16 protein-coding genes, 1 pseudogene and 1 CRISPR repeat array are annotated in these 25,345 nt (G+C 72.6%); of the genes and pseudogenes, 6 read left to right on the forward strand and 11 right to left on the reverse strand.

Going from position 1 to position 25,345, the window contains the following annotated elements; translation table 11 throughout:
- Positions 1–14: 14 nt before the first annotated feature.
- Entirely contained in the window at positions 15–2,102 is a 2,088-nt protein-coding gene (locus AB0898_RS11445; RefSeq protein WP_366802651.1) for a SpoIIE family protein phosphatase, read from the reverse strand.
- 139 nt (positions 2,103–2,241) lie between these two features.
- Here AB0898_RS11445 and AB0898_RS11450 point away from each other — a divergent pair, with 139 nt between their 5' ends.
- Together AB0898_RS11450 and AB0898_RS11455 are read left to right on the forward strand one after the other, a co-directional pair.
- A complete protein-coding gene (locus AB0898_RS11450; RefSeq protein ID WP_366802652.1) occupies positions 2,242–3,654 on the forward strand; it encodes a lipase maturation factor family protein in 1,413 nt (470 codons plus the stop codon).
- Between the two features lie 120 nt (positions 3,655–3,774).
- Positions 3,775–5,124, forward strand: a complete 1,350-nt coding sequence (locus AB0898_RS11455; protein WP_366802653.1) for an amidase family protein — start codon at positions 3,775–3,777, stop codon at positions 5,122–5,124.
- Positions 5,125–5,137: 13 nt separating this feature from the next.
- On the opposite strand, the gene AB0898_RS11460 is transcribed toward AB0898_RS11455, so the two are convergent.
- The 8 genes from AB0898_RS11460 to AB0898_RS11495 all read right to left on the reverse strand — a co-directional run bounded on the left by AB0898_RS11460 (position 5,138) and on the right by AB0898_RS11495 (position 14,925).
- Positions 5,138–5,620: a GNAT family N-acetyltransferase gene (locus AB0898_RS11460; protein ID WP_366802654.1), complete on the reverse strand. Its 483-nt coding sequence runs from the start codon at positions 5,618–5,620 to the stop codon at positions 5,138–5,140.
- Between the two features lie 53 nt (positions 5,621–5,673).
- Positions 5,674–5,847 (reverse strand): hypothetical protein, encoded by a 174-nt coding sequence (locus AB0898_RS11465; RefSeq protein ID WP_018549338.1) that lies wholly within the window; start codon positions 5,845–5,847, stop codon positions 5,674–5,676.
- A 217-nt stretch (positions 5,848–6,064) separates the two neighbouring features.
- On the reverse strand, positions 6,065–7,582 hold the full coding sequence (locus tag AB0898_RS11470; protein WP_366802655.1) for an SDR family NAD(P)-dependent oxidoreductase: 1,518 nt from the start codon (positions 7,580–7,582) through the stop codon (positions 6,065–6,067).
- 159 nt (positions 7,583–7,741) lie between these two features.
- The gene (locus AB0898_RS11475) at positions 7,742–9,076 is read right to left on the reverse strand and encodes a wax ester/triacylglycerol synthase family O-acyltransferase (RefSeq protein WP_366802656.1); all 1,335 of its coding nucleotides are present in this window, start codon (positions 9,074–9,076) and stop codon (positions 7,742–7,744) included.
- A gap of 145 nt (positions 9,077–9,221) precedes the next feature.
- Positions 9,222–11,582: a GH92 family glycosyl hydrolase gene (locus AB0898_RS11480; RefSeq protein ID WP_366802657.1), complete on the reverse strand. Its 2,361-nt coding sequence runs from the start codon at positions 11,580–11,582 to the stop codon at positions 9,222–9,224.
- 132 nt (positions 11,583–11,714) lie between these two features.
- A complete protein-coding gene (glgC, locus tag AB0898_RS11485; RefSeq protein WP_366802658.1) occupies positions 11,715–12,935 on the reverse strand; it encodes a glucose-1-phosphate adenylyltransferase in 1,221 nt (406 codons plus the stop codon).
- A 52-nt stretch (positions 12,936–12,987) separates the two neighbouring features.
- Positions 12,988–14,139, reverse strand: a complete 1,152-nt coding sequence (glgA, locus tag AB0898_RS11490) for a glycogen synthase (RefSeq protein WP_366802659.1) — start codon at positions 14,137–14,139, stop codon at positions 12,988–12,990.
- A 39-nt stretch (positions 14,140–14,178) separates the two neighbouring features.
- Positions 14,179–14,925 (reverse strand): (2Fe-2S)-binding protein, encoded by a 747-nt coding sequence (locus tag AB0898_RS11495; RefSeq protein WP_366802660.1) that lies wholly within the window; start codon positions 14,923–14,925, stop codon positions 14,179–14,181.
- A 217-nt stretch (positions 14,926–15,142) separates the two neighbouring features.
- On the opposite strand from AB0898_RS11495, the gene AB0898_RS11500 reads away from it, so the two are divergent.
- On the forward strand, positions 15,143–16,141 hold the full coding sequence (locus tag AB0898_RS11500; protein ID WP_366802662.1) for a DMT family transporter: 999 nt from the start codon (positions 15,143–15,145) through the stop codon (positions 16,139–16,141).
- A gap of 68 nt (positions 16,142–16,209) precedes the next feature.
- Here AB0898_RS11500 and AB0898_RS11505 read toward each other — a convergent pair whose 3' ends face one another.
- Positions 16,210–17,487: a transglycosylase family protein gene (locus AB0898_RS11505; RefSeq protein ID WP_366802663.1), complete on the reverse strand. Its 1,278-nt coding sequence runs from the start codon at positions 17,485–17,487 to the stop codon at positions 16,210–16,212.
- Between the two features lie 333 nt (positions 17,488–17,820).
- Between AB0898_RS11505 and gndA the strand changes: the two genes are divergently transcribed.
- Positions 17,821–19,260: an NADP-dependent phosphogluconate dehydrogenase gene (gene gndA, locus AB0898_RS11510; protein ID WP_366802664.1), complete on the forward strand. Its 1,440-nt coding sequence runs from the start codon at positions 17,821–17,823 to the stop codon at positions 19,258–19,260.
- Positions 19,261–20,403: 1,143 nt separating this feature from the next.
- On the opposite strand, the gene panD is transcribed toward gndA, so the two are convergent.
- Positions 20,404–20,823, reverse strand: coding sequence for an aspartate 1-decarboxylase (panD, locus tag AB0898_RS11515; protein WP_366802665.1), 420 nt, complete (start codon positions 20,821–20,823; stop codon positions 20,404–20,406).
- Positions 20,824–21,155: 332 nt separating this feature from the next.
- Between panD and AB0898_RS11520 the strand changes: the two are divergent.
- Both AB0898_RS11520 and cas3 read left to right on the forward strand, forming a co-directional pair.
- A pseudogene (locus AB0898_RS11520) lies at positions 21,156–21,300 on the forward strand (IS5/IS1182 family transposase); the annotation flags it as partial.
- 5 nt (positions 21,301–21,305) lie between these two features.
- Positions 21,306–22,187: a CRISPR direct-repeat array (repeat unit 28 nt; unit sequence GAGCAACCCCCGCAGGCGCGGGGACGAC).
- A 142-nt stretch (positions 22,188–22,329) separates the two neighbouring features.
- Complete coding sequence (gene cas3, locus AB0898_RS11525; protein WP_366802666.1) at positions 22,330–25,221, forward strand: CRISPR-associated helicase Cas3'; 2,892 nt, start codon at positions 22,330–22,332, stop codon at positions 25,219–25,221.
- The last annotated feature ends 124 nt before the right edge of the window (positions 25,222–25,345 follow it).

The raw sequence follows: 25,345 nt of genomic DNA on the forward strand, positions 1-25,345 counted from the left end.
GCGGCAGGCGTGCGTCAGCCGTCCCCGCCGTCCGCCTCGCCCACCTCGAACTCGCACCACACCGCCTTGCCCCCGCCCCGCGCCTCCACGCCCCACTGATCGGCCAGCAGCTCCACCAGGAGCAGCCCGCGCCCGGAGACCCCCTCCGCGCCCGCGTCCCGGCGGCGCGGCAGGGCGCTGGAGGAGTCCTCCACCTCGACGCGCAGTCTGCGCCCGGCCCCTTCGAGCACCCGGAGGGTGACGGCCGCCGAGCCCTCCGTGTGCATGAGGACGTTGGTGACCAGCTCGTCGGTGACCAGTTCGATGTCGTCGGCCCGGTCCCGGGCGCCCCAGGCGCGGACGGCGGTGCGGATCATGTGGCGGGCGCGGGAGAGGGCCTCGGGGTCGCCGGGGGCGACATGGCGGCGCAGCCGGCCGCCGGCGAGGGGCGCGTCCGGGACGCGGCGCCGGAGCAGGAGCAGGGCCACGTCGTCCTCGCCGCCGCGCTCCTCGGCCATGCCGATCAGCCGCCCGGCGAGTTCGCGGACGTCCTGGGGTCCGGCGGCGACGGCGGAGGCGAGGGCGCGCATCCCGTCGTCCAGGTCGGCCCCGGGCTGTTCGACCAGGCCGTCCGTGCACAGGACCAGGGTGCGGCCGGGGTCGAGTTCCAGGGTGGTGACCGGGTACTCCAGACGGCCGAACTCGGCGGACAGGCCGAGCGGCAGCCCGCCCTCGACGAAGACGCGGCGGCAGGTGCCGTCGGAGTAGCGCAGGAGCGGGTCGAGGTGGCCGGCGCGGACCATCTGGACGACGCCGGTGGACAGGTCGGCCTGGGCGTAGAGGCAGGTGGCGAACCGGTCGGTGTCGAGTTCGTGCAGGAAGACGGAGGCGCGGGCCATCACCGCGGCCGGGGTGTGCCCCTCGGCGGCGTAGGCGCGCAGCACGATCCTGAGCTGGCCCATGACGGCGGCGGCGTGGGTGTCGTGGCCCTGGACGTCGCCGATGACCGCGCCGACCCGGCCGCCGGGCAGCGGGATCAGGTCGTACCAGTCGCCGCCGATGTCGCGGCCGAGGGCCGCCGAGCGGTAGCGCACGGCCACCTCGGCGCCGCGCACGCTGGGAATGGTGCGGGGCAGCATGGCCTGCTGGAGGTTCTGGGCGAGGTCCTTGTCCTGCTCGTAGAGCATGGCGCGCTGGAGGCTCTGCGCGATGCTGCTGCCGAGCGCGACCAGGACGGCCCGCTCCTCGGCGGAGAAGCCGCGCCGGTCGCTGTAGAGCAGGCCGAGGGCGCCGATGGGGCGGCCCTGGGCGATGAGCGGGAGGTAGGCGGCGGAGGTGATGTGCAGTCCGGTGAGGTGCGGCCAGAGGATGGGGTAGCCGTCGGCGAACTCCTCCGGGGACTCGATGAAGCGGGGCGCGAGGGTGCGGACGACCTCGCTCATCGGGTACGGCTCGTCGACGCGGGTGATCCGGGTGCCGGGTACGAAGCTCCCCGCCAGGCCCTCGGCGACCAGCCGGATGCGCCCGGCCTCGACCAGGCCCATGACCACGCTGGCCACGCCGAGGTGGCGGATGCCGTGGGTGTCCTTGAGGACGTCGATCACGTCGTGGACGCTGCGGGCGTGGGCGAGGGCGGCGGTGATGACCTGGACGACGTTGGACTGGCGGCGGAACGCCTCGTCGCGCAGGGTGCGCGGCCCGTGCACGGGGCTCTCGGCGAGTTCCCGGGTGGCGTCGCGGACGATGCCGACGACCCGGTGCGGGCGCCCGGTGGGGTCGCGGCGGATGGCGCCCTGGCTGTGGGTCCAGCGGTAGCTGCCGTCGCGGCGGCGGACGCGGAAGTAGGTGCCGTAGTGCTCGCTGCCGTCCTTGATGGCGCGGGCGACGACGGCGTCGAGGTGGGCGGCCTCGGGCGGCGGCATCCGCGCGGAGAGGGACGCCAGGCGGCCGTCGTACTCCTCGGGGAGCAGGTCGAACACCTCGTGGGCGCGGGCGTCCATGTGGAAGAGACCCGCGTCCAGGTCCCAGTCGAAGGTGCCCATGCCGTTGAGCGCCAGGATCGTGTCCGGGTGGGCGGGCGAGTCCTCCGGGAGTGACAGGGCACTCGCTCCCCGTTCAGCCATGGAGCCACCTTGCCAGCAATCGGCGGATTCTTCGAGTGCTGCACAGGCGTCCGGTTAGCGGGGCGGGGGCGCGCGGTACATGGAGTGGCGGGCGTCGAGCGGCCGCGTCCGGAGCGGCCGCGCGGGAGGCAGGAGCGTCGTGGACTGGTTCACCGCACCCGGGTACTGGCTGAGCCGGCTGGTGTTCCAGCGGGGCCTGGCCGCGCTGTATCTCGTGGCGTTCCTGACGGCGGCCCTCCAGTTCCGGGCGCTGCTCGGCGAGCGCGGGATGACGCCGGTCCCCCGCTATCTGGCGCGCACGAGTTTCCGCCGGGCACCGAGCCTGTTCCACCTGCGCTACTCGGACCGTCTCTTCGCCGGGTGCGCGTGGGCGGGCTGCGCGGTGTCGGCGGCGCTGCTCGCGGGGGTGGACTCGCTGCTGCCGCTGTGGGCCGGGGTGCTGCTGTGGCTGGTGCCGTGGGCGCTGTACCTGTCGATCGTGAACGTCGGCCAGACCTGGTACGCGTTCGGCTGGGAGTCGCTGCTCCTGGAGGTCGGCTTCCTTTCGGCCTTCCTCGGCAACGACGAGGTGGCGCCCCCGGTCGTCGTGCTGTTCCTGCTGCGCTGGGTGCTGTTCCGGGTGGAGTTCGGGGCCGGGCTGATCAAGATCCGCGGCGACCGGTGCTGGCGCGACCTGACGTGCCTCTACTACCACCATGAGACCCAGCCGATGCCGGGCCCGCTGAGCCGCTTCTTCCACCAGCTGCCGAAGCCCCTGCACCGGCTGGAGGTGGCTGCCAACCACTTCACCCAACTCGTCGTCCCCTTCCTGCTGTTCACCCCGCAGCCGATCGCCTCGGCCGCCGCCGCGCTGATGATCGTGACCCAGCTCTGGCTGGTGCTCTCCGGCAACTTCGCCTGGCTGAACTGGATCACCATCGTGCTCGCGTTCTCCGCGCTGCTCCTCCCCACGGACGCGCCCTCCGTGCCGCCGGCGCCGCTCTGGTACGAGGTCCTGGTGCTCGCGGTCGGCGCGGGACTGCTCTTCCTCAGCCATCGCCCGGTGCTGAACATGGTCTCCCGCCGCCAGGTGATGAACCGCTCCTACGACCCGCTGCACCTGGTCAACACCTACGGCGCGTTCGGCAGCGTGGGCCGGGTGCGCTACGAGGTGGTGATCGAGGGCACCTACGACGATCCGCCCCGGCAGGACTCCGACTGGCGGGCGTACGAGTTCCGGGGAAAACCGGGTGAACTCGGGCACTGGCCCCGCCAGTTCGCGCCGTACCATCTGCGCCTGGACTGGCTGATGTGGTTCGCCGCGCTGTCGCCGGGCTATGCCGGGGAGTGGTTCGGCGGGCTGGTGGAACGGCTCCTGGAGGGCGACCGGGCCACGCTGCGCCTGCTGCGCCGCTCCCCCTTCCCACCGGAGGCCCCGCCGCGCCACATCCGGGCCCGGCTCTTCCGCTACCGATTCACCGACCGGCGGGAACTGCGGGAGACGGGCGCGTGCTGGGCGCGGACGTACGTGCGGGACTATCTGCCGCCGACCCGGCTCACGGCAAGCCGCTGAGCAGGCGCATCTCACAGGCGGGATGCCACGCCGGGCTCTCGACGCGGAGCGCGCGAGCGTGCACAGTTGGCCCCTGCGCGTCCAGCGTCGGGCGCGCCCAGACAGCAACGAGGAGCGTCCGTGAACGACTGGGCCGGCCGGAGCGCCGCCGAGATCGCCGCCGCCGTGCGCGAGAAGCGCGCCACCCCGCGCGAGGTGGTCGCCGACCATCTGGCGCGGATCGAACGGCTCGACGGGCGGGTGGGCGCCTTCCGTGCGGTACGGGCCGAGGCGGCGCTCGCGGAGGCGGACGAGGTCGCGGCCCGGGGCGATCTGGACCGCCTCCCGCTCGCGGGCGTGCCGGTGGCGGTGAAGGACAACCTGTCGGTGCGCGGTGAGTCGGTGCGCAACGGCTCGGCGGCGACGCCGGACACCCCGGCCGCCGAGGACCATGTCACGGTGGCCCGGCTGCGGGCGGCGGGCGCGGTGGTCGTGGGGCTGACGAACGTGCCGGAGCTGTGCGTCTTCGGCACCTCCGACAGCGTGTACGGCATCGCCCGCAACCCGTGGGACCTCACGCGCACGGCGGGCGGCTCCTCCGGGGGCAGCGCGGCGGCCGTGGCGGCGGGCATGGTGCCGCTCGCGGTGGGCAACGACGGCATGGGCTCGCTGCGCATCCCGGCCGCCCACTGCGGTCTGGTCACGCTGAAGCCGGGGCACGGGGTGGTGCCGGCCGGGATCGGCAACGGCGACTGGTTCGGGATGTCCGAGAACGGTCCCCTGGCGACCACGACCGAGGATCTGCGGCTGATGCTGTCGGTGCTCGCGGACACGGAGTTCACCGGTCCCGCCGAGCCCGCGCCGCGCCGGATCGCGGTGGGGCTGCGCAGTCCGATGGCCGGGTTCCCCGTGAACGGGGCGTACTCGGCCGCGGTGCGGCGGGCGGCGGACCTGCTGGCGGAGGCGGGTCACACGGTCGAGCGGGCCGAGCCGCCCTATCCGCTGGACCTCGGCGTGACCGCGCTGAGCACGTGGACGGCGGGTACGGCGGTGGACGCGGCCGAACTGGACCAGGCGCTGCTCGCCCCGCGCACCCGGACGCACGCGGCCGTCGGCCGTCGCTTCCTGGACTCGGTGCGCACCGGGAAGGCGCGGGAGCGGCTGCGGGCGCGCCTTGAGCCGTTCTTCGCCGAGCACGATGTGCTGCTGACCCCGGCGCTGGCCCGGCGCGGTCCGAAGGCCGAGGCCTGGCACGAGCGCGGCTGGGCGGCCAACCTCGCGGTGAACAGCGCCTGTTCGCCCTTCACCCCGGCCTGGAACCTGACCGGCTGGCCCGCGATGTCGGTGCCGTTGGGCCGGCTCTCCGACTCGGGTGCGCCGTGCGCGGTGCAGCTGGTGGGGCGTCCGGGCAGCGAGCCCGTACTGCTGGCGGTGGCCGAGGAGTTGGAGCGGCGGCTGCCGTGGCCGCGTACGGCGCCGCTGGAGCCGTAGCGCCTGTCGGGCCTCAGAGCGCCCGGTACATGATGTGCAGGCCGACCCGGCCGTGCCGGGGGTGGGCGAAGGCGTCCGGGACCGTGCCGAGGACGGTGAAGCCGAGGCCGGTCCACAGGCGGACGGCGGGGTTGGTCTCCACGACGGCGTTGAAGACCATCGCGCGGTAGCCGTGGGCCCGTGCCTCGGCGAGGACGTGTTCGGCGAGGGCGCGGCCGACCCCGCGTCCGCCGTGGTCGGGGTCGACCATGAAGGCGGCGTTGGCGATGCCCTCGGCGGGGCCGCCGTAGTTCGGGGTGAGGTAGGCGGAGCCGGTCAGGGTGCCGTCCGCGTCCTCGGCGACGTAGACCCGGCGGGGCGGGTCGGTCCACAGTCGCCGGGCCGCTTCCTCGGGGGTGCCGGGGTCCCAGGTGTAGGTCTCCCCGGCGGCGACGATCCGGTGCCAGAACGGCCAGATCCGCGGCCAGTCGGCGGCCACGGCTTCTCTGATCTGCATGGGCGCGAGTGTGTCACGCCCACACAGAGGTGATCACGACGGTGTGCCGTGCGTCAGTCCACGCTGGGCAGGATGTGCGGCTCGGCGAGGTCGTCCTCGTAGCCGGCCAGGCGGATCGGGGCGGAGCGGGCCCATACGTCGAGGCTGCCGAGTTCTCCGGGCCTGCGGCGGGTCCGCTCCGGGCGTTCGTCGGGGCCCTGTTCGCGATTCGTCTTCTCCGGTGTCACCGCGCACTCCCTCTGTGTCGGGTCGCCCCTCTCCGTTCAGGTTAACCAAATGAGCGGGGCTCCGCTCGACAGTGAGTGCAAACAAGACGTAAGCATTGTGGGTCGCCCCGGCCTCAATACCCCGTGATGTGTTGCCATTTCATGACACGGGCACCGCGTGACCGTCCGCCGGGTTCACCCACTCGGCCTACGGACCGTCACACGGTGCCGGTGCGGTTCACCACTTGCCGGGCGCGTAGTCCTTCATGAAGACGCCGAACAGGTCGTCGCCGTGCTCGCCGCGCACGATCGGGTCGTATACACGCGCGGCGCCGTCGACCAGGTCGAGCGGGGCGTGGAAGCCCTCCTCGGCGAGGCGGAGCTTGTCGAAGTGGGGGCGCTCGTCGGTGATCCAGCCGGTGTCGACCGAGGTCATCAGGATGCGGTCGGTGTCGAACATCTCCTGGCCGCTGGTGCGCGTCACCATGTTCATCGCGGCCTTGGCGGCGTTGGTGTTCGGGTGGCCCGCGCCCTTGTAGCCACGGGCGAAGACGCCCTCCATGGCGGAGACGTTCACGACGTACGCCCGTCCGCTCGCCGCCTTCTTCGCGGCCTCGGCCATCGCCGGGCGGAGCTTGCTGATCAGGATGAACGGTGCCGTGTAGTTGCACAGCTGGGTCTCAAGCAGCTCCACCGGGGAGATCTGCTCGATGGTCTGCACCCAGGTGTTGGTGTCGACCACGTCGGGGAGCAGGCCGCCCGCGTCGATGGCGGTGCCGTCCAGGTGCCGGGCCACGCTCGCGTTGCCCGCGACCAGGGCGAGGTCGGCGACCTTCTGGGCCTCGATGCCGCTGGTGCCGAGGGGCAGCGCGGCCAGGCCGTCCACGGCGCCCGAGTTGAAGGCGCCGATGACGTGGTGGGCGGGCAGCTCGCCGGCGGGCAGCGGCGCGCTCTCGCCGTCGACCAGGGCGGCGTAGGCGGAGGGCAGCCGGCGCACGGTCTGGGTGGCGTTGTTGACGAGGATGTCCAGCGGGCCCGCGTCGGCGACCTGGTCGGCGAGGGCCACGGCCTGGGCGGGGTCGCGCAGGTCGATGCCGACGACCTCCAGGCGGTGCATCCAGTCCGCGGAGTCCTCCATCGCCTTGAAGCGGCGGATGGCGTCCTTGGGGAAGCGCGTGGTGATCGTGGTGTGGGCGCCGTCGCGCAGCAGCCGGAGCGCGATGTACATGCCGATCTTGGCGCGGCCGCCGGTGAGCAGGGCGCGCTTGCCGGTGAGGTCGGCGCGGGCGTCGCGCTTGTCGCGGTTGAGCCGGGCGCAGTCGGGACAGAGCTGGTGGTAGAAGTAGTCGACCTCGACGTAACGGGTCTTGCAGGTGTAGCAGGAGCGCGGGCGCTGGAGTATGCCCGCGATCCGGCCGGCCTCGACCTTGGAGGTGGGCAGGATGCCCTCGGTCTCGTCGTCGATGCGCTCGGCGGAGCCGGTGGCGGTGGCCTCGGTGACGGCGCGGTCGTGCGCGGTCTTGGCGGCGCGGCGCTCCTGGCGGCGGCGCTGCTTGACCGTGCGGTAGATGTGCGAGGTGGCCCGGCGCACCGCGATCGCGTCGGGGTGGTCCACGTCGATCCGGTCCAGCTCCTCCAGCACGCTCAGGCAGACGGCCAGGCGCTCCGGGTCGATGCCGGGTCCGTGGACCACCTCGTCGACGGCCTCCGTGGACACCGAGCCCATGGACGCCGCGCCGTCCTCTGTCACCGTCATCGCGCTGCCGCTTCCCTGATCAGCCGAGCGGCGCCCGGAATGGCGCACGCTGTCGAACGGGGAATTTTACGGAGCGCCCGGCCCCGGGACCAAACCCGGGACCGGGGCCGGTGACCGATATCTCCCGGACCGTGATCGGCAAGCCTGGCGGGCCGTCGCTCAGCAGTCCTCGCAGGCGGCGGTCAGCGCGGCCGTCTCCGCCGTGAGCGCGCGGGCCAGTACGTCCAGGTCGGGCACCGCGCGGGCGTCCGCGACGAGGCCGTAGTGGACGCGTCCCCGGTAGGTCGAGATGGCGACCGCGAGGGACTGGCCGGGGGCCAGCGGGGCGAGCGGATAGACCTCCGTGAGCTGGTGGCCGCCGAGCTTCAGGCCGATGCCGGGCAGGGGCACGCTGGTGACGAGGATGTCGAACCAGAGCCGGGCGGCCTGGCCGACCAGCGGACCGCCGAGCCGGTGCCCGAGCGCGGGCACATGGTCCGCGAGCAGGGCGACGGCGCCGGCGCCCCGGTGCGGGCCCGCGTCCTTGTTGCGCAACATCGCGGTGCGCACCGCGTCCAGGCGGCCCAGGGGGTCGGGGTCGCCGACGGGAAGCCGTATCAAGTACCCGGAGAGCCGGTTGCCCTGGGGGTGGGCGGTGCGCGGGCGGCGCCGGGAGACGGGGATGAGGGCGCGCGGCGAGACGCCCTCGCTGCCGTCGCCGCGCTCGTCCAGCCAGCGGCGCAGGGCTCCGGCGACGACGGCGATCAGTACGTCGTTGACGGTGCCGCCGACGCTCTTGCGGATACGGTGCACGTCGTCGATGTCGAGCACGGCCCCGGCGATCCGGCGGGTGCCGCTGGGCGCGGAGGTCAGCGCGGGGGTGGGCCGCATCCCGAGGGTGGAGCGGGCCAGCGAGGCGCCGATGTCCAGGGCCCGGCCCACGTCGGACAGGGCGTCCCTGACCAGCCCCGGGACGCGTCCGGGCAGCGCGCGCACCTCGGAGAGCAGCCCGCGCGGCGGCTCGGCGGGGCGCGGGGCGCGCTCGGGCAGCTCGACGGGGTCGAGGAGGCCGGCCGCGAGCTTCAGCGCGCGCAGGCCGTCGGCGAGGGCGTGGTGGAACTTGAACAGCACGGCGAAGGACACACCGTCCTCGCCGGGCAGTACGTGCGCCTCCCACGGCGGCCGCCCGCGCCCGAGCGGGCGCTGCATGAGCCGTCCCGCCATGGCGTGGAAGTCGGCGGTCGGGGCGTGCAGCCGTACGTGGTCGAGGGGGTCGAAGTCCGGGACCTCCTCGCGGGTGGCGCCGCCGAAGGCGAGGGGCTGCCACACGTCGCGGATGCGCATCCGCAGCCCGGGCACGGCGGCGGCGCGCGCGGCCAGCAGGTCGGCGGCGTGCGCGCCCGCGGCCGGCGAGTGCGTGGCGAAGATCCCGAGGGCGCCCAGGTGCATCGGGTGCCGGTCGGACTCCATGTTCCAGAAGGCGAGGTCGAGGGGAGCGAGCGGGTCGGAAGTCAAGGGCGTGCCTCGCGTCGTCGACGGGTGGTTGTGTGCAGTCAATCCCCGAACCCCGATTACGGTCAAGTGCGATCACGTTACGCTCAGTTAACAGCAGATAAAGTCTCGCCCCCGGGGAGGGGGCGGGACTCGTCAGACCATGAGGTCATCTCAGTACCGGGGGCGCGGCCCCGGGCTCCGTGCCCCACTCGGACGGGCGCGGGCCGACCGTGAACGCCAGCGTGCGCAGGGAGCGCAGGGCGCCCGTCGTCAGCCAGGTCCGCCGCAGTGCGGTGCCGTCCCGGCGGACGCCCTGGACGTACCGGGCGTCGGCCGAGGTGCCCGGCGCGGTGACGGTGAGGGCGCCCCGCGGCCAGTAGCGGCGGTCCAGGGCGAGGTCCACGCGGTCGAAGACGGGGGTGGACAGGCCCCAGGTGTCGTAGCCCGGCTGGACAGGGAAGATCCCGATCGAGGAGAGGACCATCCAGGCGGACATCGTGCCGAGGTCGTCGTTGCCGGTCATCCCGGCCGGGGTGTCGGTGAAGAGGGTCAGCGCGGCGTGCACCACGTCGGTGGTCTTCCAGGGCTGGCCCGTGGAGAGATAGGTGTAGGGGGCGATCAGGTCGGGCTCGTTCTGCGGGTTGTAGGTGGCGGCGTTGTAGTAGTCGTACGGATCGCCGTGCACCCACACCTCGCGGGCGGTGCCCTCGGGGTCGGCGAGGAGCCGGTCGTAGGCGAAGAAGGAGTCCAGGCGCTGTCCGGCCGCCGCCGGGCCGCCGATGAGGCCGATCATGCCGGGCAGGTCCTGCGGTACGAGCCACTGGTACTGCCACGCCGTGCCCTCGTGGAAGCCGGTGCCCCGGGCCGGGTCGGCGGGTCCGGTGAAGGCGCCGGAGGCGTCGCGGGCGCGGAAGAAGCCGGTCGAGGGGTCGAAGACGTTGCGGTAGTTCCGGGCGCGGGCGGCGTAGCGGGCCGCGTCCTGCGCGTGGCCGAGGCCGCGCGCCATCTGGGCCAGCATGGCGTCGGCGAGGGCGTACTCCAGGGTCACGGAGGCGCCGAAGTGGTAGTCGGAGTCGCCCAGCTTGGCGTAGGGGCGGCCCTGGACGTACGGCGCGAAGCCGTTCGCCAGGTACTCCTTGTTCGCCTCGCGGCCGACGCCCGGGTAGGCGGCCGGGGGCACGCCGTCGGCGTTCTTCTTCAGCGCCTCGTAGGCCCGCTCCTCGAAGCCCTTCAGCAGGCCCATGTGGTAGGCGGTGGTGAGGAACGGGGTGACCGGGTCGCCGGTCATGATGTTCGTCTCGACCGTGCCGTAACCCCACTTGGGCAGCCAGCCGCCGTCCTCGTCGACGCGGACGACCGAGCGCGCCATGTCACGGGCCTCGCGCGGCGCGAGGAGGGCGAGGAGCTGGGCCTGGGTGCGGTAGGTGTCCCACAGGGACCAGTTCTGGTAGTAGGTGAAGCCGTCGGCGCGGTGGGGCTTCTGGTCCCAGCCGGTGTAGCGGCCGTCGGCGTCGTTGCCGATGTTCGGCGCGAGGAACGAGCGGTAGAGGGAGGAGTAGAAGGTGCGGCGCAGGGTGTCCGTGCCGCCGCCGGCCCGGACGGTGCCGAGCCGCCGCTCCCACTCCGCGCGGGCCCGCTGCCGCACGCTGTCAAAGGAACGGCCGCCCTCCGCACGGAGGTTGAGGGCCGCGCCGCGCGCGTCGACGTACGACAGGGCGGTGGTCGCCTCGACGGTGCGGTCTCGCGTGGTGTCGAACCGTACGTACGCCCCGCCCGTCCCGGTCCGCGCGCCGTCGGTGACCGTGGAGCCGGTCCAGGTGCCGTGGGCGGTGAAGGGGCGGCTGAAGCGGGTGACCGTGTAGACGGTGTACGGCCCGGTGTCGCGGCAGAAGCCGTGGCCGCCGATCCGGGTGCGCACGGTGCGGTCGTCCAGGATCTCGACCTCGCTCCCGCCCGGCTTGTGCAGCGACTGGGCCGCGTTGAGCAGGACGTTGGCCTTGGTGGTGGCCGGGAAGGTGTAGCGCTGGACGCCGGTGCGGGCGGTCGCGGTCAGCTCGGCGCGGATGCCGGAGCCGAGGCCGACGCGGTAGTAGCCGGGGCTCGCCTCCTCGTCGTCGTGGCTGAACTTCGCGGCGTAGCGGGCGTAGTCGGTGGTGGTCACGTCGCCGGTGGTGGGCAGGACGGGCAGGTCGCCGCCGATCCTGCAGCCTACGCCGGAGAGATGGACCAGCGAGAAGCCCCGGATGCGGGTCTGTCCGTAGTCGTAGCCGGTGCTGTGGCCGGTGTCCGGGGAGAGCTGGACCATGCCGAAGGGCACGGTGGCGCCGGGGAAGGTGTTGCCCTCGTTCCGGCTTCCGATGAAGGGGTTGACGAGGTCGGTGAGGGGGCCGTCGGCCCGCGCCGGGGCGCCCCCTGCCGTGGCGCCCGTGGTGGCGTCCGCGGCGGGGCTCTCGGTGGGGTTCGCGACCAGCGCCGACGCTGCCAGCACTCCGGCCAGGCACAGCCGGGTGCGCCGGGTCCGTCTCATGGATGGCCTTTCGGGGTTCGACGTCGTTGCCTGCATCGTGCGGGTCGGACGACGTGAACCCGGGCATCCCGGGCGGAATGTGTCGGCGCGTCGCGAAACCGGCCCTGACGGCGGCCGCGCCCCGGGCGGGGGTCAGGACACCAACTGCCCCTTCCCCAGCGCGATGACCCCGCCCTTCGACACGGTGTACAGCTCGGCGTCCCGCTCCGGGTTGACGCCGATGGTCGCGCCGGGCGGTACCTCCACGTTCTTGTCCAGTACGGCGCCCCGCACCACCGCGCCCCGCCCGACGCGCACGTTGTCGTGCAGCACCGAGCCCTGGACGACCGCGCCCGGGTCGATCCGTACCCCCGGCGACAGCACCGAGCGGGTGACCTGGCCCTTGATCAGGCAGCCCGCGCTGATGATGGACTCGCTCGCGATGCCGCCCGCGTTGAAGCGGGCCGGGGAGAGCTGGCCCGAGTGGGTGTAGATGGGCCACTGGCGGTTGTAGAGGTTGAACGCCGGGCGCTCGGCGATCAGGTCCATGTGGGCGTCGTAGTAGGCGTCGAGGGTGCCCACGTCGCGCCAGTAGCCCTGGTCGCGGCTGGTCTCGCCGGGCACGTGGTTGTCGCCGAAGTCGTAGAGCTGGGCCTCGCCCCGGCCGGTGAGCTGGGGCAGGATCGAGCCGCCCATGTCGTGCACCGACTCCTCGTCCTCGGCGTCCCGCTGGAGCGCCTCGATGAGGACCTTGGTGGTGAAGATGTAGTTGCCCATGGAGGCGAACACCGAGGCCGGGTCGTCGGCGAGGCCCGGCGGGTCGGCGGGCTTCTCCAGGAAGCGCTGGACCGTACGGCCGTCCGAGCCCGGGGTGATCACGCCGAAGGACGAGGACTCCGCCCGGGGCACCCGGATGCCGGCCACCGTGACGCCGGCGCCGCCCTCGATGTGCTGCCGGAGCATCTGCCGGGGGTCCATGCGGTAGACGTGGTCGGCGCCGAACACCGCGACGTACTCGGGCTGTTCGTCGTGGACCAGGTTCAGCGACTGCAGGAGCGCGTCGGCGCTGCCCAGGTACCAGCGCGGGCCGAGCCGCTGCTGTGCCGGGACCGGGGTGACGTAGTTGCCGAGCAGGCTCGACATCCGCCAGGTGGTGGTGACGTGCCGGTCCAGCGAGTGCGACTTGTACTGCGTGAGCACGCAGATGCGCAGCACGTCGGCGTTGACCAGGTTGGACAGCACGAAGTCGACCAGCCGGTAGGTGCCGCCGAAGGTGACCGCCGGTTTCGCGCGGTCCGTGGTGAGCGGCATCAGGCGCTTGCCCTCGCCGCCCGCCAGCACGATCCCGAGTACCGAAGGTCCCCCTCGCCGCATGGCCACTCCCCTCACCGTGGATGAACCCATGGATGCCCCCGACCCGGGGGGACTAAGCCTGCGCGAGGATCTCCCCGTACAGCGCGGCCGTGCGCCGGGCCACCGCGTCCCAGCCGAACTCCGTTGTGGCGCGCACCCGTCCGGCCTCGCCCATGCGGGCGGCCGCCGCCGGATCGGCGAGCACCGTGTCCAGGGCGCGGGCGAGGTTCGTCTCGAACTCCCCGTCCACGTCGACCAGCAGACCCGTGCGCCCGTCGTCGACGACCTCCGGGATGCCGCCGGTCCGGGAGGCGACCACGGGGGTGCCGCAGGCCATCGCCTCCAGATTGACGATGCCCAGCGGCTCGTAGACCGACGGGCAGACGAACACGGCCGCGTGGGTGAGGAGTTGGATGACCTCGGTGCGCGGCAGCATCTGCGGGATCCACAGCACGCCCGCGCGCTCCGCGCTCACCTCTTGGTACAGCTCGCGGAACTCCCGGTCGATCTCCGGGGTGTCGGGGGCGCCCGCGCAGAGCACCACCTGTACGTCGGGGTCTATCTGCCGTACGGCGCCCAGCAGTTGGGGCACGCCCTTCTGGCGGGTGATCCGGCCGACGAAGAGGACGTAGGGCCGGTCCGGGTCAACTCCGTTGCGGACCAGGGATTCTGTGCCCAGGTCGGGACGGTACAGGCCGGTGTCGATGCCGTTGTGGATCACATGGACACGGGCCGGGTCGAGCGCCGGGTAGCACGCGAGGATGTCGTCGCGCATGGCGCCGGAGACGGCGACCACGGCGTCCGCCGCCTCGATCGCGCTGCGCTCGGCCCAGCCCGACAGGGCGTAACCGCCGCCCAGTTGCTCGGCCTTCCAGGGGCGCAGCGGCTCCAGCGAGTGGGCGGTCACCACGTGCGGGACACCGTACAGCAGCTTGGCGAGATGGCCCGCGAGGTTGGCGTACCAGGTGTGCGAGTGGACGAGGTCGCGGCCCTCCAGGGCGGCCGTCATGGCGAGGTCCACGGAGAAGGTGCGCAGCGCGTCGTTGGCGCCGTCCAGGGCGGGCCAGGGGCGGTGGCGTACGACGCCGGGGCCCCGGCCCTCGCCCCAGCAGTGCACCTCAAGGTCCACCAGCTGGGACAACTCCCGCGCCAGGAACTCGACATGGACGCCCGCGCCGCCGTACACGTCCGGGGGGAACTCCCGGGTCAGCAGTCCCACTCGCACCGGACAACCCCCTGGACTCGGCGGCAGGTTCCCTCATGGTCACCCAGAAGCGGCGCGCGGGGAAGAGCCCGGGGCGCGTGTGAAGCAGCAGTCCCCGCAGACCCCGCCGCCGGGGACGCGGTAGTAGAGGCAGCAGCTGCGGCGCCGGAACGCCGTCCCGGCGCGCACTCCGGTGCCGTGGAGCGGGGGCCGGGCGAAGAGGGCGTCGGTGAGGGCGGCGGTGCGCTCGGCCACGTCCCGGCGGCCGTTCGCCCGTGCCCAGTGGTCGAGTTGGCGGGCGGCTCCGGCGAGCGCCGAGGCCGCGTTGCCCCACAGCAGCCCGGACGCGATCCCGCAGCGGGCTCTCAGAGTGTCCCCCAGGGGTGCGAGGTGGGTGCTCAGGACGGTGTCCGCGAGGGCGTCTCCGGGCAGCGGGCGTACGGCGGTGAGCCAGAGATCGTCGGGGGCGCTCGCCGTGGCGTCCCAGTGGAGCGGGCCCAGATCGGGGACCTCGCCGTACAGCGCGGCGCAGGCCAGCGCGGGCGACCACAGCCGGGCGGCCAGGCCCTGCTGGGCGATGGAGGCGCGCACGCGGGGCTCGGTCACGCGGAGGCGGTCGCCGACCAGGGCGAGGCGGGTGTCCAAAGCGTCCGGGGCGTCCTGGGCGTCCCGTTGAACGCCGGGACCGCCCGCCCCGTACACCTCCGTGAGAGGCTGTCCCGGCGGACGGGCACCCTCCGGGACCGTGCGCAGGGCGAAGAACCCGCCGAGCGGGCGCAGTGCGATGAGGTCGGGATCGAGGGCCACGTCCGCACTTGTATCAGGGCCGGATCAGGGGTGGGCATCAGGGCAGGGCGGCCCAAGTCACCCGTCTCGGGGATGATCTCCGTACTCCATCCGCAGTAGGACCCATCGCGTGCTCAGGGACGACGACTTGGGGCGCCGGAGCGGGCAATGTGGGTGCAATGGAAGCCGACCGCGCGCCGCGCCGGGCCCAGGGGGCCCTTTTCCGGGGGAGCCGTTCATGAGCGCCCTCGCGCTGTCCGTCCTGCTGTCGTTCGTGTCCGCCGTGGCGTACGCGGGCGGCGCCCTCGCGCAGGAGCGGGTCGCGGTGTCCTGCCCGGACGCCCGGTTCCTGCCGCTGCGCCGGGCCGGCTGGTGGGCGGCGCTCGGGCTGAACGGGCTCGGCGCCGTGCTGCACGTCGTCGCGCTCGCCTACGGCCCGCTGAGCCTGGTCCAGCCGCTGGGCGCGCTGACCATCGTCTTCGCGCTGCCGATGGCGGTGCTGTTCGTGGGCCGTGCGACGGGGGCGGCGGCCTGGCGCGGTGCGGTCATGGCGACGGCGGGGCTCGCGGGGCTGCTCGCGCTGGTCGGCTCGGCCGAGGCGCACAACCTGGACCCGGCCCGGCGCACGGCCGTCGCGCTGGTGGCCGGCGGGGTGGTCGTGGCGCTGATGGCGGCGGGCCGGGCCGCGCACCGCAGCCCGGCGGTGCGCGGGGTGTTCCTCGCGGCGGGCGCCGGTACGGCCTTCGGCATGGGCTCGGTGTTCACGAAGACGGTCGCCGCCGGCTGGAGCGACGGGCCCGGCCTCGCGGACCTGTCCTCGCTGGCGCTGATCGGCGCGTTCTCGGCGGCGGGCGTACTGCTCTCCCAGGCGGCCTACCGGGGCGGCGGGCTGGCCGCGCCGCTGGCCACGCTGACCGTGGTCAACCCGGTGCTGGCAGCCGTCGTCGGCATCCTGATGTTCGGCGAGTCGTTCCGCCACGGCACGACGGGCGCGATGCTCGCGCTGGCGTGCGGGGTGGTGACGGCGGGCGGCCTGATCCTGCTGACCACGGAGCGGCCGGAGGCGGACGCGGGGGTGCCCTCGGCGCGGGCCGAGTTGTCCGAGGCGTCCGCCGAGGGGCTGCCGCCGGCGGATTTTCCGGCGGACGCCGTCAAGCTGCTGCCCGGACCCCGGCGCGCCGAGACGCTCGTACCGGGCGTGGACGCCGCTCGCGGACCTGAGGGACGCGCGGCCTGACCGCCGTACGACCCCTCGGGTGACCGTCGTACGACCCGTCGGGCCCGGCCGTGACGGCCGGGCCGCGCTCAGAACTTGACGCCGTGTGCCCGCAGGAAGGCGAGCGGGTCGACGTCCGAGCCGAAGCCGGGTCCGGTCCGCACCTCGAAGTGCAGATGCGGGCCCGTCACGTTCCCGGTCGCGCCGGACCGGCCGACGCGCTGGCCCATGGCCACGTTCTGCCCGGCCCGTACGGAGATCGCCGAGAGGTGGGCGTACTGCGTGTACCGGCCGTCGGCGTGCCGGATCACCACCTGGTAGCCGTACGACCCGCCCCAGCCGGCCGCCACCACGTGCCCGGCGCCCGCCGCCTTGACCGAGGTGCCGGTGGGCACCAGGAAGTCGACGCCCGTGTGGTAGCCCTTCGACCAGTGGGAGCCGCCCGCGTGGTAGCCGGTGCCGATGGCGGCGCTGACCGGGGCGGTGAACCCGCTGGTGGAGGTCTTGTGGGCGGGGGCCGTGTGTGTGGGCGCATTGTGCGGGGGCGCTTGGTGCTGGGGGGCCTTGTGCGCGGGCGTCTTGTGTTCCGGAGCGGTCTTCTTCCGCGCGGGCGTGCTCTCCGGGGTCGTCGTGCGGGGCGCCGTCCCGGAGCCGGGCCGCAGGCTGAGCCGCTGCCCCGGCAGGATCAGATCGGGATCGGAGCCGATGGCCGGCCGGTTGCCCGCGTACAGCCCGCGCCAGCCGCCGCGTACGTCGTGCTCGTCGGCGATGCCGGAGAGGGTGTCGCCGTGCACGACCGTGTACATCTCGGCGCGGCCCGCGCGGGACTGGGGGATGGTCTGCGGGCTGACGTCGTGCGCCGTCGCGCTCCGCGCGGGGCGGGCGGGGGCGCTGCCGGTGTGCGGGGTGGCGGGGTGCGTGTGGGCCGGGGCGGCCTCGGTGTGGGCCGGTGCTTGGGCCGCTCGGTCCGGTGCTCGGTCCGGGGTACCGCCCCTGGTGAGCCCCGCCCGTACCGAGCAGACGGGCCAGGCGCCCGGCCCCTGTCCGTCGAGGACCTTCTCGGCGACGGCGATCTGCTGCTCGCGGGTGGCCAGGTCGGCGCGGGGGGCGTAGCGGGTGCCGCCGTACGCCTCCCAGGTGGAGCGGGTGAACTGGAGCCCGCCGTAGAAGCCGTTGCCCGTGTTGATGCTCCAGTTGCCGCTGGACTCACAGGCGGCGACCTTGTTCCAGGTGGAGGGCGCGGCCGCGTCGGCGGTGCCGGCGGCGACCAGCGGAATCGCGAGTCCGGCGCCTCCCGCCGTGACGGTGAGCGAGGCCCGGTTGATCCTGCTGGGCTGATACCGGCGATGCCGGCCGCGTACGGCCATCTCCGCAATCCCCTCGACATGTGCCAGGAGGGGCAAAAGTAAGTGCGGGGCACAGGCCGTGACAAGAGGGGAATCCGGCCGAAGTCGGTGGCCGATTCGCCCCATAGGTTTGGATTCCTGATGGAGTGAAAGATGCCGTCCGCCGTGGCACGGCGGTGCCCTCGGCAGCGGATTTCGCCCTACGCTCCCGTGAACTGAGCCGAGGGGCGCCTCCCGTCCGTAAACATGCGTGGCGGGCCGGATGTGCGTCCGCCGGGGCGGCGCGACAGGATGGGCCGCGAGGCCCGCACCGACGGAGCCGCACATCACGATGGCAGCTAGGGAGCAGGCGGTATGAGCAGTTCAGCGCAGATCGGCGTCACCGGCCTCGCGGTCATGGGCCGCAACCTCGCCCGGAACTTCGCGCGCAACGGCTACACGGTCGCCGTGCACAACCGCACGGCGTCCAAGACGCGTGAGCTGGTCGAGGAGTTCGGCGGCGAGGGCGAGTTCGTCCCGGCCGAGACCGCGAAGGAGTTCGTGGAGGCCCTGGAGCGCCCGCGCCGCCTGGTCATCATGGTGAAGGCCGGTGAGCCGACGGACGCGGTGATCGAGGAGTTCGCGCCGCTCCTGGAGCCCGGCGACATGATCATCGACGGTGGCAACGCGCACTTCGCCGACACCCGGCGCCGGGAGCGGGAACTGCGCGAGCAGGGCATCCACTTCGTCGGCACGGGCATCTCCGGCGGCGAGGAGGGCGCGCTCAACGGCCCGAGCATCATGCCGGGCGGCTCGGTGGAGTCGTACGACTCGCTGGGCCCGATGCTGGAGAAGATCTCCGCCAAGGCGGACGACGGAGCGCCCTGTGTGACGCACGTGGGCCCCGACGGCGCCGGGCACTTCGTGAAGATGGTGCACAACGGCATCGAGTACGCCGACATGCAGCTGATCGGTGAGGCGTACCAGCTCCTGCGCGACGTCGCCGGGTACTCCCCCGCCGAGATCGCGGACATCTTCCGCACCTGGAACCGGGGCCGCCTGGACTCCTACCTGATCGAGATCACCGCCGAGGTGCTGTCCCACGTGGACGCCGAGACCGGCAAGCCGTTCGTGGACGTGGTGGTCGACCAGGCCGAGCAGAAGGGCACCGGCCGCTGGACGGTCCAGATCGCCCTCGATCTCGGCGTCCCGGTCTCGGGCATCGCGGAGGCGGTCTTCGCCCGCTCGCTCTCCGGCCACGCGGCACTGCGCGAGGCCTCGCGCGACCTGGCCGGCCCGACGCCCACCCCGCTGAGCAAGGAGGAGGCCGCCGCCTTCGCCGACAAGGTGGAGCAGGCGCTGTACGCCTCCAAGATCGTCTCGTACACCCAGGGCTTCCACGAGATCGCGGCGGGCAGCGCCGAGTACGACTGGGACATCGACCTCGGCGAGGTCGCCGCCATCTGGCGCGGCGGCTGCATCATCCGCGCGGCCTTCCTCGACCGCATCCGCGCCGCCTACGACGCCCGCCCCGACCTGCCGTCCCTCCTGTCGGACGAGACCTTCGCCCGCGAGATCGCCGAGGCCCAGGACGACTGGCGCGACGTCCTCATCGCCGCCACCCGCCAGGGCGTCCCCGCCCCCGGCTTCGCGGCGGCCCTCGCCTACTACGACGCCCTGCGCGCGGACCGCCTGCCGGCGGCTCTGACGCAGGGACAGCGGGACTACTTCGGTGCGCACACGTATCGGCGGGTGGACAAGGACGGGTCGTTCCACACGCTGTGGGGTGGGGACCGGGCGGAGGTTCGGGCGTAGGGGGTAGGAGGTCCGGGCGTAGGGGGTAGGTGAGGTCGTCCGGAGCCTGGAGGGGGTGGCGGCGGGCGGAGGCGGCGGGAGCTGCGGAGGTCGCGTCGCTCTCTTCGGGGCGGGGTGGGCCGGGGCCGGGATGGTCTCGGGGCCTAGGTGAGCTGGTCCGAGGTGGGCCGGGTCCGAGGTCAGCCGGGTCCTAGGTGGGCCGAGTCCGGGGTGGGCCGGGGCCTAGGTGGCCCGGTCCGAGGTGGGCCGGGTCCTACCGGTCCGAGGTGAACCTGGGGCGAGGTGAACCGGGTCCGGGGTGAACCGGGTCCGAGGCGGGCCGGGGCCTAGGTGAGCCGGTCCGAGGCGGGCCGGGTCCAGGGTGAGCCGGGCCGAGGCGGGCCGGGGCCTAGGCGAGCCGGTCCGAGGCGGGCCGGGTCCTACCGGTCCGAGGTGAACCTGGGGCGAGGTGAACCGGGTCCGGGGTGAACCGGGTCCGAGGCGGGCCGGGGCCTAGGTGAGCCGGTCCGAGGCGGGCCGGGTCCAGGGTGAGCCGGGCCGAGGCGGGCCGGGGCCTAGGCGAGCCGGTCCGAGGCGGGCCGGGTCCAGGGTGGGCCGGGTCCGAGGTCGGCCGGGTGCGGGTCGGAACCGGAAGGAACTGGCCCGCGCCCGGACCCCTCACCCCCCACCCCCTACTCCTCCCTCCTCCCTCCTCACTCCTCCGGCGTGAGGGGCGGGCCCGGCTCCGGGTTCGGTACGGGCTCGGGGCCTGGCGGAATCGGCGACGGGGAGGGCCCCGGCGGCACGGGGGACGGCGGCGGGACCGGCTCGGGGCTCGGGGGCACGGGCGGCACCGGGGACGGCGGAGTGGGTGACGGGCCTGGTGGCACCGGGGACGGCGGGGTCGGCTCAGGACCTGGCGGTACCGGGGACGGCGGGGTCGGCCCCGGCGGCGGCGGCTCGGGCCCGGGCTCCGGGGTCGGTACCGGACTCGGGTACGGATCCGGCGGCGTGGGCCCCGGACCGGGCGGCGGGGCCGGGGGTACGGGGTCGGGGTTCGGCTGGGTCATGACTGTCCTCCGGACGGTCCCGGACCTGGTGGCCACGGAACCACCACCCGACTACCCGATCACCCCGGCCCCACTCCCCGGCCCCCGCCAAGACTCAGGCCGAAACAGCCTGCGGGCTGCGCTCCTGGTCCGACCCCGGCACCGGCTCCGACGGATCGGCCCCGAGGGCGACGATCCGGTTCTCCCCGTCGACGTGCACGACCTGCGGCTTCAGCGCCCGCGCCTCGGCGTCGTCCACCTGCGCGTAACTGATCAGAATCACCAGGTCCCCGGGGTGCACGAGATGCGCCGCGGCCCCATTGATCCCGATGACCCCGGACCCCCGCTCCCCCTCGATGACGTACGTCTCCAGCCGGGCCCCATTGGTGATGTCCACGATGTGCACGAGCTCACCGGGCAGCAGATCGGCCGCGTCCAACAGATCCGCGTCGATCGTCACGGATCCCACGTAGTGCAGGTCGGCCTGGGTGACGGTGGCGCGGTGAATCTTGGACTTGAACATCGTGCGCAGCATTCTTGACTCCTGAAAGACGGCTCCCTGCCTGCTTTGTGCAGGTCAAGGGCGGCGTTCACTGTACTCAACATATCTTCGACTCGAAGACTTTCCAGAACATCGTGCGTCGTAGCACGCAGGCTCCTCACCTGCGTGGTCTGTGAGCAGCAAGCTGCCGCGAAGCCTGCAACCGGGAGCTCTACGGAAGACTGCTCCGATCCAATGCTGACCGAATGCTGACTTACCTGATGAGTCGCCAGGAGATCGAGAGGGCCAGAGCAAGTTGCTAAGACCATGTCCTACGTGGTGAGGCGCTCGTTGGTCTGGGCATGGGGCGGGGTACGTGAAGTTGGATTGTTCCGGATGGGTTGTGGCAGATCGCGAAGCCGTTGATCCCGCCGTCACGGGTGCGGCCACAGGGCGGTGTAACCCGGCCACGCTGATGAAACGCTGTTCGCGGCGATCACCTACGTACTGGTCAGCGGTTGCGCCCGGCGTTAACCTCGCAACCCCCGCAGGCGCGGGGACGACTCCATGTCGGTCTGAAGTCGGTCGGCTCGCTGCGAGCAACCCCCGCAGGCGCGGGGACGACGGCGGTTTCGCTGCGGTGCTGAAACCGAGCACGGAGCAACCCCCGCAGGCGCGGGGACGACTTCGAGGCGCCGTTCGCCGTGAACCTGACAGCCGAGCAACCCCCGCAGGCGCGGGGACGACCGGGTGTCGTGGTGGACGATCCCCGCGATGAACGAGCAACCCCCGCAGGCGCGGGGACGACACGCACGCGAACAGTGCGCCGAGCTGGACCAGCGAGCAACCCCCGCAGGCGCGGGGACAACGGCTTTACAGCGTGGTCATACAGCCAGACGAATGAGCAACCCCCGCAGGCGCGGGGACGACCCGAGCGCGACAAGGGCCGTGACGATGAGACCGGAGCAACCCCCGCAGGCGCGGGGACGACCGTCTCTCCGGGCGTGGAATACGTGGTCTCCAAGAGCAACCCCCGCAGGCGCGGGGACGACATCTCGTGCCGCCACAGATCCTTCTGATAGGTCGAGCAACCCCCGCAGACGCGGGGACGACAGCCGGCCCGCCGCGATCGGCGACGTCGTCGCCGAGCAACCCCCGCAGGCGCGGGGACGACCGGGCGCCGGAACGGCGGCCACAGGACAAGGCGGAGCAACCCCCGCAGGCGCGGGGACGACGCTCGTGCGCGGCTCGGGTGAACGGCACGAGGAGAGCAACCCCCGCAGGCGCGGGGACGACTAGCGCTGCCTCTTCCCCCGGCGGGGGGAAGTCGAGCAACCCCCGCAGGCGCGGGGACGACTTCGGGTCCGAGCCGTACGCGTATCCGCCGTACGAGCAACCCCCGCAGGCGCGGGGACGACACTTACTGAACTGCGCTGATGCTAGCAAGACCGCCTGTTTTCATTCACCTGTGTGGCGCTGCGAGGCGTCTCATCCTGGATTGTCAGACCCGGCGTCTATGGTGCTGGGCAGTTGGGGACGGGGTTGGTCAGGGGGTCGGTGATGGATGAGCGTTCGCTGGTGGACCTGATGCGGTCGATGGGGGTATCGGACGAGACCGTTGCGCGGGTGTCTCGGTTGTGGGGGAAGTCGGCAGCGCTCAATGGGGGGCGAACGCATCTGCTGCTGGGACATCTGCTGGACACGGCGGCGGTCGCGGCCCTGATGTGGGATGGGTACCTGTCGCCGTCGTTGCGGCGGCGTCTGGACGAGATCAGCCGCGGCCGGGGGCGGGCGTGGTTCATGTGGGTGTGCGGGATTCATGACTGTGGCAAGGCGTGTCCCGCCTTCCAGGGGCTGGATGAGGAAGAGGCCGCTCCCGTGCGCGCCGCCGGACTGACCTGGGGCAGGCTACCGGCCGGGAAAACCAGGAAATGGCGGCATGACGTGGCCGGTGGCGCAATGCTGCGGGCCCGGATGCGTCGGGAGTGGGCTGATGACGAGGCGGCCGCCTGGGTGTGGCCGTTGGTCGCGGGCCATCACGGCGCCTTTCCTTCTGCGAGCGGGCTGCGAGTGCCGTATCCGGATGCGCTGGGGCGCGGAGCAGGGTGGACCGAGACTCAACAGACCGTGGTGGATGTGTTCACACGTGCTGTCGGCTTTGACGCTTTCGCTGAAGTGAAACCCGCTGCGGCGCTACGGAAAGCGGAGCAGTTGGCGTTGTCGGGGCTGATCGTGATGGCGGACTGGATCGCCAGCGACAGCGCATCCTTCCCCGGTCTGGCCGATGCGCGGGAGATCTCGCCCGCCGGCGCGATGCGCCGGGCCGAACTGGCGTGGAGCAAGCTTGGGTTCACACCCGGCTGGGGACATCTGGTGATGCCGGACCGTGCGCTCGCGCCGTTGGAGGACCGTCTGGGGGTCTCCCCACGTGCGTCACAGGGGGAGCTGGTGGAGCGGGCTTGGTCGATGCCGGTTCCGGAGCTGTTGGTGGCTGAGGCCCCGATGGGTGAGGGCAAGACCAAGGCGGCGTTCGCCGCGGCAGAGATTCTGGCAGCTCGTTTCGGCTTGAATGGCGTGTTCGTGGCGATGCCGACGCAGGCGACGAGCGATCCGATGTATGGGCAAGTGCTGGAGTGGGTGCGCTCGTTCGATCCGGCTCTGGAGTCGCAGGTGGCGCTCCTGCATGGCAAACGGGGCTTCAACCGTCGATGGGTGCAGATTTGGCGGGAGGGCCGACCGGATACGGCCGATCAGCCCGATGGCTCGGTGTGGGACGACTTCGGAGCCATCGACGAGGACGACGACTTCGGCTGGCAGCCCAACGCCAAGGTGCGGGAGGACGCCGAGCGAGCGGGGCCGCCCGTATGGTTCCTGGGCAACAAGCGCGGGCTGTTGACACCGTTCGCTGTGGGCACCGTCGATCACCTGCTGTACGCGGCGACGCGTACGCGGCATGTGATGCTGCGGTTCGCGGGCCTGACGGGCAAGGTCGTGATCGTGGACGAGGTCCACGCGGCCGATGTCTACATGCGGCAGTTCCTGCTGGAAGCGTTGCGGTGGCTGGGACAGGCGGGTGTGCCGGTGGTCCTGTTGTCGGCCACGCTGCCGCCGGCGCAGCGGCAGGCGTTCGTCGATGCCTACCTGTCAGGGGTGCTGGGAAAGGCTGACACCGAGGAGCCAGTCCCGACGCCGGCCGGCTATCCCTGTGTGACGTCGGCGTTCGCCGTGGACAACCGCCCGGTCGTGGAAAGTTCCCGCACGCCGACTCCGGCCTGGCGCAAGCCGGTGGACACGCATATCGAATGGCTTGCCGACTCGGACAAGGAGGGTGCAGCCGTCGCGTCGGCGGCTCGTGAAGCGGTCCGGGACGGTGGTGTCGTCCTGGTGGTCGTCAATCAGGTGGACCGAGCTCAGGCCATCTACAGAGAGTTGACCAAAACGCAGTTCGACGGGCAGCTTCACTTGCTGCACGGACGTCTGAGTACCGGTCACCGCGCGGAGCGGACGGAGCGGTGTCTGCGGCTGATGGGGCCGGAGGCCGGTGCCGATCGGCCGGAGCGGATGGTGGTAGTGGCCACGCAGCTTGCCGAGCAGTCCTTCGACGTCGATGCCGATCTGCTGATCACGGATCTCGCCCCGGTGGACCTGCTGCTGCAGCGGATCGGCAGACTGCACCGGCACGCCGGCACCCGTCGGCCCGCCTCGCATTCGGCGCCGAGGGTCCTGGTGACCGGGGTGAGCCCCGGGCCCCAGGGAGGGCGTCCTCGGTTCCTGCCGGCGTCCGAAAGGATCTACGGTCGATGGTCGTTGCTGCGGGCGGCTGCTCTGGTGGCAGAGGCTGCGGGGCCGCTCGATCCCAAAGCCGGGGACGGACGCCGGGGCTCAGGAGTGTGGCCCATCCCGGCGGTTGTGCCGGACCTGGTGGCACGGGCGTACGGGGAGGCTCCGGTGTGCCCGGAGGGCTGGGACGAGGAAGCCGCGTTCCGCACCTGGCAGGCGAAGGAGGAGCAACGCCGCGAGCGGGCCCGGGAGTTCGCGCTGACGCGGCCCCGCGAGTGGGGGACGACGACCCTGGAGGGTCTGCACTACGCGGGTAACCGCATGAAGTCCGAGGAAGATCTCAACGCCGTTGTCCGCGACGGCGACAGCGGCGTCGAGGTCGTGCTGGTATGCCGTGGACCGGCGGGCTTCACGGCACTGGACGGCACCCGGCTCGGCATGCACGGCGAGGTCGTGGTCGATGACGTGGTCGAGCGGCTGCTGGCCGGATCCGTCCGGCTTCCGGCCGCGCTTTCGAATGACGGCCGAGCCCTGAAGCCGCTGTCCGGTTGGGCAGCGCACCCCTGGCTGCGCTACGCGCGCGCACTGGTCCTGGAGGAGGGATACGCACAACTGGGCAAGTCCCGGCTCTCCTACCACCAGGAGCTCGGACTGGAGGAGGAGCGGGGATGACGAGAACGCCGTCTCGGGCCATGCCCCCACCCCCGCGACTGCGGGGACTACGCGAAGTAACAAACAGGAACACCCCAGCCTCAGCCGGGACCAGATGCACCCCAGAGCGCGAGTGTACGCACTC

The organism is Streptomyces sp. NPDC005435, assembly GCF_040703155.1.
GTDB lineage: Bacteria > Actinomycetota > Actinomycetes > Streptomycetales > Streptomycetaceae > Streptomyces.